Source organism: Candidatus Eisenbacteria bacterium (assembly GCA_020847735.1).
Lineage (GTDB): Bacteria > Eisenbacteria > RBG-16-71-46 > RBG-16-71-46 > RBG-16-71-46 > CAIXRL01.
This window is the reverse complement of the sequence record JADLBL010000017.1, coordinates 1-13894: the sequence shown is the minus strand read 5'-3', so window position 1 is coordinate 13894 and position 13894 is coordinate 1. Positions and strand designations below refer to the sequence as shown.

Genomic DNA, 13894 nt, shown 5'->3' with positions numbered 1-13894 from the left:
CGGCGCAGCCGCACCCGCACGCGCGGTCCGTGCCCGCGCGAGACCGGCCCTACTTCCAGCCCTCGCGCATCGCGCGGGCGTAGGCGTCCCAGTAGGGGTCCGGCAGCGGCTCGTCGAAGGTGAGCACGTTGCCGTCGGGTTCGGCGAGCCACAACCGGCCGGAGCCCTTCAGGACCTCGCCGATGTCGGCGGCGGCGATGCCGTCGGTCGCGAGCGCCTGGAGCACCGCCCCGGCGCGCGGCGGGCTCGCCGTCAGCAGCAGCGCGCCCTCGGCCAGCGAGAGGTAGGGGTCCACTCCCAGCACTTCGCACGCGACCCGCACCTCGGGCGCGAGCGGAATGCGGGCGCGCTCGATCCGCAGATCGTGGCCGCACGCCTTCGCCAGCTCGACGAGCCCGCCGATCACGCCGCCCTCGGTCGCGTCGTGCATCGCGGTGACGCCGCGCTCGCGAACACCTGCGCGGATCGCCGCGCGGCAGTCGGCGACGACGCTCACCCGCGACTCGAGCGCGCGCAACTTCGCGAGGGCGTCCTCGGCCAGCCCCGCGGCGGCGAGCGCCGCACCCAGCCGCTGCGGGCACAGCGCCGCCGCCACCGCGGCCGTCTCGATCGCGCAGCCCTTGGTGATCAGCACGCGGTCGCCGGGCGAGGCCATGGCCGGCGTCAGGTGGCGGCCCTCGTCGCCCATGCCGACCAGCGTGGCGGCGCCGACGATGCTCAGGTCGCAGCCCTCGTAGCGGCCCGTATGGCCCGTCACCACCGCGACGCCGAGCCGGGTCCATTCGTCGCTCATCGCCTGCCAGTACTCGGCGAACGCCTCGTCGGACCAGTGCGGCGGCAGCGCGAAGCTGACGCTCGCGTACGCGGGCGGGATGCCGGTGGTCCACAGGTCGGAGGCGAGCAGGTGGCAGGCGAGCCGCGCCGAACGGGCGGGTCCGAGCGCCGGAATCACCGACAGCGGATCGGTGGTCATCGCCATCACCCGCCCCGCGCCGACGCGGACGATCGCCGCGTCGTGACCCGCGCGCGGACCGACCAGCACCTCGGGCCGCTCCGCGCCGAGCCGCGGTGCGACGAGGCGCGCGAACGCCTCGGGCGAAAGCTTGCCGAGCGCTCCCGCCGCCGGGGCGTGCGTCGTCACGGCAACGACGGCCCGTAGAGCACGGCGTTGGTCAGCAGCCGCTCGGTGTTGCGCCAGAAGCCGCGGAACAGCACCGGGCCGCCGATCATCACCACGTGTCCGCCGCCGGTCGGCTCGTCAATGGCGAACGCGCCGCCCGCGAGCCGGCGCTCCGTCTCGGGCCAGGTCCAGCCGGTCACGGTGAGCGGCGTGCGGTCGAAGACCAGCGCGTTCGCGCCGTCGCGGGAGCGCGTCAGCATCGTCGAGCCCTGCAGCATCACGGGAATGCGCGCGTCGCGGTACCCGTAGGCGAGCCAGTGCATCGGGTCGAGCGATGCCCAGAACGTCGTGCCCGGCACGTACTGCGGCCGGCGTTCGGATTCGGCGCGGGCGCTGTCGGCCGGCGCGTCGTCGTCGCCCTTGTCGTCCTTCTTCACCTTCACGCCCACGACCTTCGCGCTCGAGAGACCGACGCTCTTCAGCGTCGGATACTCGGCGGCGTCGTCCAGGCAGACGAGCGTTCCGCCGCGCGCGATCCAGCCCTTGAGCGCGTCGAGATCGCCGATCGAGCGTGCGAGCGCGCCGCCGTTGCCGTCGGGCAGGATCACGACGTTGTACTTCTCGAGCGCGCCGGCGAGTCGCCCGGCCGGAAGGGCGGTGAAACGCACGCCGAGCCGGCGCTCGAACAGGAACCAGGCCCAGCCGTAGGCGTCCTGGCTGCCGGGCCCGTCCACGAGGATGGCGATCTGCGGCCGCTTCAGGCTGGCCACGCTGTACGAGCCGATCCCCGTGTCGCCTTCGTCCGGGTAGGCGGAGTCGAGCGCCGCGACCGTGACGCCGCAGTCGCGGGCCAGCGCCGCGATGCGGGCGTGCAGCGTCGCCGGGTTGCGCTCGACGCGCGCGATGAAGCTGCCGCGCGGCCAGTCGCGCCCCCCGGCCCGCAGCGGCCGGGTCGCCGTCGCGATGCGGAAGTCCTCCTGCAGCAGCCGCAGCGCCAGGCGCGCCGCGCCGTCGGTCGCGCTCGACCAGACATAGGCGCTGCCCGCCGCGCCGCCCTCCACGCGCCCGCGCAGGTCGAGCGCGATCGCCCCCGAGACGTCGCGCATCACGAGCGGACCGGCCCGCGAGACGCGGGCGCTGAACGGCATCCCGACCGCCGCGGAATCGCTCAGCGTCTCGGTGGCCTCGTCGGGCGCGTTCGGATCCGGCTCGGCGAGCAGCACGCCGGCCGGGGGAGACTCGCGCAGCGCGTACGCGGGCACTCCGTACGTGGCCGGCAGGCACCACGAGGTGATGTCGTAGAAGTCGTAGTCCTCCTCGGGGGTGTTCCTTCCGCGACGGAGGTTGCGTTCGTATTTCTCCAGCTCGCGGCGCGCGAACGCGGAGTCCACGGAACGGTCGAACTCGATGAGGGCGCGGGCCACCCGGCCGCCCGGCTGCGCCGCGTCCACCACGAACGCTCCCCGCGGAAACGCGCGCGCGACCTCGGCGCGTGGGGCCTCGGGATTCCCGGTGCGATCGAGTCCCCTGCCCTCCTTCGGCGCCGGCCGGCTCGCCGCGTCGGACCAGATCGGGCGCGCCGCCTTCACGCTGAACGCGTTCCGGACCCAGCGCACCTCGACGCCGGCGTGAATCAGGTTCTCGGCCAGCGCCGCGGCCCGCAGCGGATCGTCGCCCGGATCGAGCACGTAACCCCGCGCGCCCGCCGGAGGCGCGCACGACTCGCGCGCGAAGCGCGCCGCGTCGCGCAGGCGCTCCTCGCGGTGCGCGACCGCCGTCTCCAGCGTCGTCAGCGAAGCGACGAAGTGCCGCTCCATGCCGTCCAGCATCGTCACCACCGTGCCGTCGTCGCGGCGCAGGGCGAGGTTGCCGCCGCCGTCGGTCTCGTAGGTCATGCCGATCGCGCCCATCAGCGTCGGCCACACGTCCCAGTAGCCCGCGGCATGGAAGTCGAAGACGTCCCGCACCAGGTAGAGCCAGCCGTAGCGGTCGAACGCCGCGCCGTTGGCGCGGCCGAACGTCTCCACCCAGCGCTTGTAGTCCGCGTGCGGCAGCGTCCAGTTCGTCGGTTCGGAGGTCGGCGGGAAGAAGAACGACGGCGTCTGCCCGTGGTGGTCCACGAACACCTGCGGGCGCCAGCGGCGGATCGCCCGCGAGGACTGCTGCGATTCCGGCTGGCTCATCGCCAGCGCGTCGCGGTTCGGGTCGAACCTGTAGTGCGTGTAGCGGCCGTAAATGCCCCACGGCTGCGAGCGCTGCTGCTCGAGCGCCCAGCGTTCGGGGTCGCCCTGTCCGTTGGCGTTGACCCAGGTCACGAAGCGTTCGTGCCCGTCCGGATTGTGGGCCGGGTTGATGAGCACGACCGCGTGCTCGAGCAGCGCCTTCGTGTCGGCGCCGTCGCCCGCGACGAGCTGGTAGGCGACCTGCATCATCGCCTCGAACGACGCGGACTCGTCGCCATGCATGCTGTAGTTGAGCCACACCGTGACCGGAGTCTCGCGCACCAGTTTGTCGATTGTCGCCGCGTCCCGGCCGCGCGGATCCGCGATCGCCCCGTTCGCCTCGCGGATCTGCTCGAGCCGGGCCAAGTTTCCGGGGCTCGAGACGATGAACAACGTGCGCTCGCGCGCTTCGACGCTCTTGCCGATGGACTCGCGCCGCACCCGCTCGGGCCGGGCGTGCGCGAGCGCGTCGAGGTAGCGCTCCATGTTGCCCCACGTGGTGTGGAACGTGCCGGGCGCGTAGCCGAGCACCTCGGCGGGGCGCGGCACGCCATCTCGGTAGGGGCCGCGGTCGTAGAAGCCGAACCTCGCGGTCGCGGCGAACGCGGTGGTCGCGGCGAGCGTCACGGCGAGTGCGATGCCGAGGACAAAGGCGATCAGGCGGCGCATGCGGGGTCTCCGGGCGGGTGGGGTCCGCTTCCGCGGCACGCAGGGTGCCGTGCGGCCGGCGGGCGGGAAGACGGGCAGTCTAGCCCGACCTATTCATGAACCGTGAGCCGAGAGTGACGGATGCCCGTGAAGCGCAAGGAGCAGGGCTGGCCAGCGACGCAGTCGTGTCGGTGTCACGTCGAGGAAGCCGGACAGCCCTGCGACGCAGCGATTCGCGGGCATCCGTCACTTGCAGGCCATGGGTTCATGAATAGGTCGGGCCAGGCCAGCCGGCCGGCCGAATGCACTGATCGTCGGCGGACGCGGCTCAGCGCGGGCGGGCCCTGGCCCCCCGGGGGCGCGCGTCGTACTTCTTGAACAGCTCGGTCTGCCGGCTCCTCATCGGGACCGGCCGGCCGGCGATGAACACCTGCTCGCAATGGGTCGCGACCTCGAGCGGGTCGCCGTCGGTGATCTGCAGATCGGCGATCTTGCCCGGCTCGATCGAGCCCAGCCGGTCGGCCACGCCCAGGATGCGCGCCGGGTAGAGCGTCACGCTCTTCAGCGCCTCGTCGCGCGGCAGCCCGAAGGCCGCGGCCGTGGCCGCGTGCTGCGGCAGGTTGCGCACGCCCGCGGCGCTGAAGCCGCCGCCCTGATCGGCGATGCAGAACGTCACGCCCGCCGCGGCCAGCCTGCCCGGCAGCGTGAAGGCCTCGTCGTAGGCGTCCGATCGGCGCCCCGGCATCCTGAGCGTGCCGCTGACGATCACCGCCATGCCGCGCGCCTTGAGATCGTCCGCGAACAGGGCCGCGTCGCGGCCGCCGATCAGCACGGCGCCCCTCAGCTTCTGCTCGTCCACGAAGTTCAGCACGCCGCGGATCTGCGCCTCGGTCTCCGCTTCGAAGAACACGGGGATCTCGCCGCGCACCACCCGTCGCATCGCGTCCCATTTCACATCTGCGTCATGGGCGGGGATCCCCGCCGCGCCCTCGGCGGCGCGCGCCTTCTCGTACGCGCGCGCGTCGCCGAACGTGGTGCGAATCGCCTCGAGCGCCGCGTCCCGGCGCTTCGCCTGCTCCTCGTCGCTCAGCGGCATGAACCAGCCCCGCACCGGCGAGATGTTCGGCCAGCGCACGTGCAGCGCCACCGCCCGGCGGACGGTCATGTCCTCCTGCGTCCAGCCGTCGAGGTGGACGAGCGCCGAGAGCCCGTGAATCGTGCCGCCGCCCGGCACGACCAGGGCGCTGGTCACGCCGTTCAGCCGTGCGACCGGCAGCAGGTCCGAATCGGGATTGATCATCACCTCGGCGCGAATGTTCGGGTTCACGTCGCCCGTTTCCTGCGTGTCGTTGCTGCCCTCGATGGTTCCGACCTCGATCAGGCCCAGCATCGTGTTCGCGGCGATGAAGCCGGGATAGACGTGCTTGCCGCGGCAGTCGTACACGGTGGCGTCCGAGGGTGCCGCGAGTCCCGTGCCCACGGCGGTGATGCGTCCGTCGTCCACCAGAACGGTGGCGTTTTCGAGCACGCCGCCGCTCACCGTGTGCACGGTGCCGCCGGTGAGGGCGAAGCGGGTGGGCGTGGCCGGCGTCCATTCGGGACCCGCCAGCGCCGGCGCGGCGAACGGGAGCGACCCGAGCAGCGCGAGGCGCAGGGCCCGGCGCACCGCGAGATCGAAGCGCAGGCGGCTCATCGCGACACCTCCGCGGCTTCGCGATCGGCTTCGCTGCGGAACGGCATGTCGTGGCCGTCGTGCCCGCCGCATTCGTTGCCGCTCTGGTCGGTGTCCTGCAGATAGCGGGGCGGCCAGCGCCGCGACCCGGCGCCCGCGGCCGGCTCGCCCTGCTTCGCGGCCTTCGCGTGCGCGATCAGCGAGTCGCGTTCGCCCGCCAGCGCCGCGCGGCCGGCGAGGTCGGCGGCGCGGTCGAAGTACTTGCGGCCCTCGATCCAGGTCTGCTCGCAGCGCGAGTAGGGCGAAAGCGGCGAGCCGCTCCAGATCGCGAAGTCCGCCTCCTTGCCCGGCTCGAGCGAGCCCATCCGGCCGTCAATCCGCAGCGACCGCGCCGGGTTGATCGTGACCATCTTGATGGCTTCCTCGGGCGGCATGCCGCCGTACTTGATGGCCTTGGCGGCCTCGGTGTTGAGCCGCCGGGCCAGCTCGTCGCTGTCCGAGTTGAAGCCGGCGTTGACGCCGCGATCCCACATCAGCCAGCCGTTCCACGGAATGGCGTCGATCACCTCCTGCTTGTACTGCCACCAGTCGGTGAAGCCGATGCCCGACGCGCCGTGCGCGGCCAGCTCGTTGGCGACCTTGTAGCCTTCGAGGACGTGCGTGAAGGTGTTGACGCGGAATCCGAACTCCTCCGCCAGGCGCATCAGCATGAGGATCTCGTCGGCGCGGTAGGAATGGCAGTGAATGAGGCGCTTGCCGCTGACGATCTCCGAGAGGGCGTCGAGCTGCAGATCGTCGCGCGGCGGCAGCGGCCGGCGGCCGGCGCGCCACTCGGCACGGGCGCGGTCGTAATCCTTCGCCCGGGTGAACGCCTCGCGGATGGTTTCCTCGACGCCGGCGCGCGTCTTCGGGTAGCGGTCCGTGCGGTCCGCGCCGAAGTTCGACTGCTTGGGGTTCTCGCCGAGCGCGAACTTCACGCTCGGGGGAGCGTCGGCCATGAACAGCTCGTCCGGCGGCGCGCCCCACTTGTTGCGGATCACCGCCGCCTGCCCGCCGATCGCGTTGCACGAGCCGTGCAGCAGGTGCATGACGGTCGCGCCGCCCGCGAGCTGGCGATACAGGTTGGTGCTCTCGGAGTTGATGACGTCCTGGATGCGCACCTCGCACGTCACCGAGTTCGTGCACTCGTTGACGTTGCCGAGGATCGCCGAATGGCTGTGCTCGTCAATGATGCCGGGCGCGACGTGCTTGCCCCTGCCGTCCACGATCACCGCGCCCGCCGGAGCGGTCAGGTCGCGCCCGACGGCGACGATCCTGCCCGCGCGCACCAGCAGGTCCGCGTTCTCGAGCGTGCCCCGGGGTCCGGCCGTCCAGACGGTCGCGCCCCGCACGAGCACGGCCGCGGGCTGCGCGGGCGCGGCCATGCGCCAGGGCTCGGTGTTGCCCATCACCGCGGGCGAGACGACCGGCGTCGGATCCTTGCGGGCGGCCTTGTCGTCCTTCCTGACCGCGCGACCCCGCACGCGATGTTCGCCGACGCCCGCGACCGCGAGCGTGCCGGTGAGCGCGTCGTTGGCCGCGCGCAGGTCGAACGATTCCTCCGGCCCGGCGCCGCGCGTCACCGTGAAGCGCAGCCGCGCGTCGTCGAGCCGGACGGCCCGGCCGCTCAGCGTGTCGGCGCCGACGACCAGCGACACGGTCGTGTCCTTGTCGGCCTTGACCGCCAGCGCGTGTTCGCCACCGCCCCAGTCCACCCGCCAGTCGCCCTTCGGTGTCGTTTCGTCCTTCGCGGTCTCGTAGCGGTCGCCTTCCACCCACACTTCGCGCACCTTGCCGCCGCGGAAGAGCGCGCCGCGGGTCACGGTCAGGTTCGCGACCTTGCCCGCGGCGAGCGTGCCGAGGCGCGACTCCAGCCCGAGCATCCGCGCCGGCGTGGTCGTGAGCGCCGCGAGCGCCTGCGCCTCGGTGAGCCCGCGGTCCACGGCACGGCCGACCGCGCCCGGGAACGACTTCACGTCCTTCAGTCCGTTGGCCGTGAGCGCGAACGTCACGCCGGCCTTCGTCAGTGCCGCGGCGTTACCGGGCGCGTCCTGCCAGGCGCGCAGGTCCTCGGTCGCGACCTCGATCGCCTTGTCGGGCGTCGAGACGTCCGGCGGTTCGGGAAAGTTGACCGGCACGATCAGCGGCGCGCCGGTGCGCGCGATGAGTCCGGCGCGCTTGTATTCGTCGCCCGCGCCGACGATGCGGGCGACGACGCCCGCCTCCTTCGCGAGCGCCGCGGCGCGCAGGACCTGCAGCATCCCGTCGCTCACGAACAGCACGCTCTGGCGGCCGCCGATGGCGGGCTGCAGCGCGGCGAGCGAGTTGTCCACGGCGGGGCGCTCGCTCGCGGCCGGCCGGCGGGCCCAGGCCGCGTTCACATCGCGATACCACGCCGCGTCGCGGAACGCCTGGCGGACGACGGCGATCACGCCCATCAGCGAGCCCGGGTAACCCTGGCGCTGCGGCGCGAGCGCCACGACCTGGTTCGCGTCGGCGACCAGCGTGTGTCCGCCGAGCGGGCCGTCGCCGAGCCCCACGACGGCGCTGGTGCCGCGCATCACGCCGGTCCGCGGCGCGACCTGCGCGGCGGTGAAGCCGGCCGCGCGCAGCGACCCGAGTTGCTCGGTGGTGAGCGCGAGGTGCTCGATCGTTCGGTAGTCCGAGCGCACGACCACGAGCGGCGACGAAGCGCCGCGGGCCGGCTCGTCCGCACCCGTCCGCGGACCGGGCCGGCCGGCCGGCGAAGGCGTCGTCGCGCCGGCGCCGCCCGATTCGGAGGGCAGCACGTAGGCGTCAATCAGGCCGGGATACACCGTGAGGCTGTCGCCGGGCCAGATCCGCGCGTCGGCGGGCACGGTCACGCTCGCGCCGACGGCGACGATGAGGCCGTCGCGCATCACGATCGTGCCGCGCTCGATCACCGCGCCGGGGGCGGTGACGATGCGCGCGCCGACGATGGCGTGCACGCGCGGCGTCGCCGCCCGCGCCGCCGGGGCGGTGAGCAGCGTGCAGATGGCGAGAAGGGCGACGGCGGCCCGGGCGAGGAGACTTCGGAAAGCGGGGGTCGCGGGCGACGGGCACGGGGCGGCCCGAAGGGGGCTGGACATCGCGGGCTCCTGCAGCGAATAGAAGAAGTGGTTCGCGCCGCATCCTCGGGCGGCCGGGGAGCGCCGCGGGCGAATCCGTGAAGCCGCGCGAGGTTAGGCCGTGAGCGGGCAGGCGCCGCAGGCCGGCCGACCGGCGCGCCCAATACCGGGACGAGCGCGCCGGGCCCCCCGGGCGTGCGAAATGCATGGCCCGGGGGCGCGAACGTGGTCATTGGCGCGTTGCGCCGCGAAACGACACGCCCCGCGGCAAGCGGTTACGGAGCCGGCGGGCCCGGCACGCACCCTGCGCTGCACGAGGGGTGGCCGGCCCCTCCCCCGAGGAGGCCGGACATCCCCGAACCGGGAGGCAATCGTGAAGAGCAGGATCTGGATCGTCTGTGTCGCCGCACTGGGGCTTTCGCTCTCCGGCCAGGCTCGCGCGGAATCCCAGACTTACCTCGGCTTCACCGTCGGCCTGCGCTCCGGCGCGCCGGAGCCTCGAGCGATCGTGTGGCGCAGCGAGCCTTCGATCGTCTGGGTCGGGAATGTCGCGATCGTGGACCGGGACGCCTGTCACGACGACGTCTTCCGTTGCGACCGCGCCTGGTGGCGCATGAGCGACGGCTGGTGGTACCGCAGCTCGAGCTGGCGCGGACCGTGGACCGCGGTGGACGTGCGGCGCGTGCCGCGCAGCGTGCTCGACCTGCCGGGGCCGCGCTGGAAGCATCATCCGCTCGGCGGCCCTCCGGGGCAGGTGAGGAAGATGCGCCACGAGGCGCGCGAGGCGTGGCGCGAGGATCGGCGTGAGGACCGGCGCGAGGAACGGCGGGCGGAGCGGCGCGAGGAGCGGCACGACCACGGCCGCGACTGATCGCCGCCCCCGCGCGCGTCGTCAGGGCGCGGGGCCGTCCGCCACGCGCGGGGGCGGCAGGCGCTTCAGCCGTGCGGCCAGCAGCGGCGGCGTCACCAGCGTCGTCAGCACGACCATCACGACGACCGCCGAATAGGTCGAGCCGTCAATGACGGGCTCGCCGTGCAACCGCAGCGTGCGGCCGATGCTCGCGAAGATCAGCCCGACCTCGCCGCGCGGAATCATCCCGAGCCCGATCGCGAGCCGGTCGGCGCGCGGGTCGAGCACGGCGAGCGCGCACGCCTGCTTGCCGGCGATCGCCGCCACCGTGAGCACGGCGGCGAACACCAGCACTTCGGGCCGCGCGAAGGCGGTGACGTCCACCGCCATGCCCATCAGCACGAAGAAGACCGGCACGAGGAACTGCGAGATCGGTCCGAGCAACTGCTCGATGCGCTCGACGTGCGGCTCGCGCTCGAGCAGCACCCTGTAGTGCACCTCGTCGAGCACCAGGCCCGCCGCGAACGCGCCGACGATGGGCGCGAGCCCGGCGAGTCCGGCGAGCCACGAGAGCGTGAAGCAGAACGCCACCGCGAGCGTCAGCAACAGCCCCTCGCCGCGCAGGCGGCCGGCGAACGCGAACGCCTGCTTCGAGACCCACCGCCCCACGAACACCGCCAGGACGAGGAAGCCGACCGCCTTGCCGGCGATGACGAGCAGTGAAGCGGCCGAAAACGCCGTGCCCGCCTCGGCGGCCGAGATGACGCCGCTCACCGCCGCCAGCACGAGCAGCCCGAGTACGTCGTCGAGCACCGCCGCTCCGAGAATGATGCGGCCCTCGAGGCTCGCCGCCCGTCCGAGGTCCGCGAGCACGCGCGCGGTGATCCCGACGCTCGTCGCCGCCAGCGTCGCGCCGACGAACGCGTGCGCGAGCCCGGCCTGCCCCGGATGCATCCACGCCGAGACGCCGACGCCGAGCAGCATCGGCGCGACCACGCCGACCACCGCGACCAGCAGCGCCGACGGACCGACCGCGGCGAGCCGGGCGACGTCGGACTCGAGCCCGACCGAAAAGAGCAGGAACAGCACGCCGAGCTGCGCCAGCGTGTCGAGCACCACCGCCGTGTCGGCGCCCTGGAAGACGTGCAGGCCGGCGTTTCCGAGCGCCGAAAGCGCGACGCCCGCGAGCAGTTCGCCGAGCACCGCCGGCATGCCGAGCCGGGCGAAGAGCGCGCCGCCGAGGCGCGCCGCGATCAGCACCAGGACGAGCGCCTCGAGCACCGGCAGCAGCGTGTCGTGGCCGCCGCCGCCCGCTCCGGTCGCGCGGGCGGCGTGCGCGAGCAGCAGCCCGAGCGCGAGCGGGATCGCGAAGGCGCGCCATCTCGAGAATCGGTTCATGACGGGGAGGGATTACCGCAGCGCCGGTGGCCTTGTCGAGCGAAAGCGCCGCGAGCGGCGGGGCGGCGCGATGGGCCTGGTCTGGCTCGGCGCCCGGTCCTGGAGCTGGGCCGACCTCCGCGAGGCGGCGGCGTACGACGCGGTCGCGAAGCCGACCTGCTCGCGATCGCGAGCTGACTGCCGTACGGACTCGTCGCGTTCTTCAGCGTCTTCCTGTTCATGTTCCAGGGCCGCGCCGCGACTTTCGCGGAACTCGTGAACCGCCTGATCTCGCTGCTCGCCCGCACGACCGCGACGCTGATCCTCGCCGCGTTCCGGGGCCGGAAGCAGCCGGCCGTCACCGAGTGGGTGTCGTTCCCATTCATCCTCGTCGCGGTCGGGTTCCTGACCCGCGCCGAGCGGAAGCGCTCGGCCGAGGCCGCGAAGGCCGAGGTCGAGACGGCGCAGGGTGGCGCCCACGCAGCCGACGAGGAGGCGCGGTGAGGTGGCGGCTCACCTCACCACGACACCGCGCGCCGTCAACACGTCGCCGGGCGTGACGAGCCGCAGAAGGTACAACCCCGGCGCGAGCGGGCCGCGCTCGTCGAGCCGCAGCGTGTGCCGGCCCGCGCCGAGAGAGCCCACCTCGTGCGCGCCGATGCGCCGGCCGGCCACGTCGAGCACCTCGATCCGCGCCTCGCCCGCTTCGGCGAGCGTGAACGCCACGCTGGCCGCGGCCGGGCTCGGGTTGGGCGTGAACCCGTGCAGCGCGAGCGGCAGCCCGAGCGGCGTCTCCAGCCACACCTCGGCGCTGGTGCTGCGCGTGCCCGCTTCCTGCCACGCGAGGCGGTAGCCGTAGCGCCGGCCCGGTTCGACCACGCGGTCCTCGTACGCGAGCCGGCCCTCACCGTCGGGCGAGAGCGTCGCGAGTGCGCGCCACTCGCCGGCGTGCTCGCTGCGCTCCAGCGTGGCCGCGAACGACGGCGGCTCGCTCGTGCGCCATTCGAGCGCGATGCGGTCGGCCAGCGCCTCGCTGCGCGCGAGCGACACGCTCGCCGCCACCGGGCCGTCGGCGGCGAAGCGCGCGGCGTAGAACTCGTCGTAGTTCGCCTGCCACACCACGATCGCGCCGCCCTCGCCGTCGCTCACGAGCTTCGGCACGGACTGCTCGAGGCTCGTCGCCACCAGGTGCCCGAACTCGGGCCACCCCGGCGCGATCGCGCCATTGGCCGTGATGTGCTGGAGGTAGCTCGGGCTGACCGTGTTGAAGTCCCGGCACCAGGCGACGTAGAGCCCGCCCGCGCCGTCGTACGTCACTGCGGGGTCGAAGTCGTTGTACGGGTACGACGCCGGGTTGCTGACCCGCAGGCCGTTCACCGGCCAGCCGGGCGGCAGCGTGCCGTCGGGCCGGATGCGCGAGACATGGATCTCGGGCCACTGCCCGGGGCGGAACTCCCACCAGGCGAAGACCACCCCGCCCTGCGCGTCACGCTCCACCTGGATGTCGTACCGACTGCCGGGGCCGCCGCAGACCAGCACGCCCTCCTCGGGCCAGCCGGCGGCGCGCCCGCCGTCGAACGTGAACCGGTGCACCCAGAGCTCCGCGTCGTAGGGGAAGCTTTCCTCGGTCAGCCGCGAGCGCACGACGTAGAACCCGCCGGTGTCGTCGGGCAGCGCCCCACGGATGCCCGCGAATCGGCTCACGAGCAGCCGGCCCTCGGCCGGCCAGCCGGGGGCGTTGGTCCCGTCCGCCCGGATGCGCTGGCCGTAGATGTCCGCGTCGAACGGTTCGGGAATCCCGCGGCGCGTGTCGCCGAAGATCACGAAGGCTCCGCCCGCGTCGTCAGGGATGACGGCATGGCCGCCGCGTCCCGGCGGGGCAAGGCATGCCGGGCGTCCGTCAGGGGGCCAGCGCGCATCGCGGCTGCCGTTGGCGAGTAGGTGCTGTACGTAGGCGTTCTGGGTCAGCCCGGTGGGATCCGCGCGATAGTCGTCCCAAGCGACGAAGGCCCCCCCCACTCCGTCGCTTCCGATACTCGTGTAGTAGACGGTGCTGAGTTGTTGGTAGCTCGAATCCCGACAAACGGGCACACCATTCTCAGTCCAGCCTGGCGGCAGCACCCCGTCGGCCCCGATGCGCTGCGCGTAGATGTCTGCGCCAGTCGTAGCGGGATCCCGATCGTCGCGCCAAGCCAAAAGAATGCCGCCCGCGCCATCCGGAGCAAAGCTCCCCACCGCCTGAAAGTTCCGCATGACGCAGACAGCAAGGCCCGAAGCCGGCCAGCCCGGGTGGCGGTAACCCCCTGAGTCCAGGTGTTGCAGGTAGGCATCTGCATCGGTGCCGTAGCGATCGCGGTAATCGGCATTAACGACATAGACACCGCCCCGCCCGTCGGCCATCGGCGCGACTCCCGTCGGATCAGCCGGCGGCCCAAAGAGCAGCACGCCCGCAGGCGACCACTGCGCCTGGCTCGCAGCGGGAAGCAGCACGCTGAGCACGGCGGTGCCGAAGGCCGTCAATGCCAACCGGACGCGTGACGCGGCTGGTCGTGGACCAAGCGGTGGCGTGAACATGAAATAGAGGTTGACATGAGGCCGGGGGGGGGCTAGCGCTTTGTTCGTCCACAGGCCGGGTGACTCCTCGCACTGGCCTCCCGTGGCGGCCCGAGCCCGCACCGAGTTCCATCCCTCGGGAGGCCACCATGTCGCGCCCTGCCATCCTGCCGCGCCGGTCGTTCACGTCCGTCCTTTCGAGCGGCGGCAACTCGGGCTCGCAGGCCTCGACGCTGGTCATTCGCGCCATGGCGCTGGGCGAGGTCCGGCTCGCCGACTGGTGGCGGGTCATCCGCCGCGAACTCATGACCGGCCTGCTGATGG

The 13894-nt window shown here is 73.0% G+C and carries 9 protein-coding genes; 3 read left to right on the top strand and 6 right to left on the bottom strand.

From position 1 onward, the window contains the following. Positions 1-49: 49 nt before the first annotated feature. The 4 genes from IT347_07880 to IT347_07865 form a co-directional block, all read right to left on the bottom strand. Positions 50-1141 (bottom strand): AIR synthase, encoded by a 1092-nt coding sequence (locus tag IT347_07880; protein ID MCC6349493.1) that lies wholly within the window; start codon positions 1139-1141, stop codon positions 50-52. Then, on the bottom strand, positions 1138-4011 hold the full coding sequence (locus IT347_07875) for a hypothetical protein (GenBank protein MCC6349492.1): 2874 nt from the start codon (positions 4009-4011) through the stop codon (positions 1138-1140). The genes IT347_07880 and IT347_07875 overlap by 4 nt, the downstream gene beginning before the upstream one ends. 307 nt (positions 4012-4318) lie before the next feature. Continuing rightward, positions 4319-5683 (bottom strand): amidohydrolase family protein, encoded by a 1365-nt coding sequence (locus IT347_07870; GenBank protein ID MCC6349491.1) that lies wholly within the window; start codon positions 5681-5683, stop codon positions 4319-4321. Next, complete coding sequence (locus IT347_07865) at positions 5680-8811, bottom strand: amidohydrolase family protein (protein MCC6349490.1); 3132 nt, start codon at positions 8809-8811, stop codon at positions 5680-5682. The genes IT347_07870 and IT347_07865 overlap by 4 nt, the downstream gene beginning before the upstream one ends. Positions 8812-9163: 352 nt before the next feature. Here IT347_07865 and IT347_07860 point away from each other — a divergent pair, with 352 nt between their 5' ends. Next, positions 9164-9661, top strand: a complete 498-nt coding sequence (locus IT347_07860; protein MCC6349489.1) for a hypothetical protein — start codon at positions 9164-9166, stop codon at positions 9659-9661. A 21-nt stretch (positions 9662-9682) separates the two neighbouring features. Here IT347_07860 and IT347_07855 read toward each other — a convergent pair whose 3' ends face one another. Further along, positions 9683-11038, bottom strand: a complete 1356-nt coding sequence (locus IT347_07855; protein MCC6349488.1) for a cation:proton antiporter — start codon at positions 11036-11038, stop codon at positions 9683-9685. Positions 11039-11293: 255 nt separating this feature from the next. Between IT347_07855 and IT347_07850 the strand changes: the two genes are divergently transcribed. Further along, positions 11294-11521: a hypothetical protein gene (locus tag IT347_07850; protein MCC6349487.1), complete on the top strand. Its 228-nt coding sequence runs from the start codon at positions 11294-11296 to the stop codon at positions 11519-11521. 9 nt (positions 11522-11530) lie between these two features. Here IT347_07850 and IT347_07845 read toward each other — a convergent pair whose 3' ends face one another. Continuing rightward, positions 11531-12841 (bottom strand): T9SS type A sorting domain-containing protein, encoded by a 1311-nt coding sequence (locus IT347_07845; GenBank protein MCC6349486.1) that lies wholly within the window; start codon positions 12839-12841, stop codon positions 11531-11533. Between the two features lie 878 nt (positions 12842-13719). On the opposite strand from IT347_07845, the gene IT347_07840 reads away from it, so the two are divergent. Continuing rightward, on the top strand, positions 13720-13894 hold a 175-nt coding region (locus IT347_07840; protein ID MCC6349485.1), incomplete at its 3' end, for a magnesium transporter.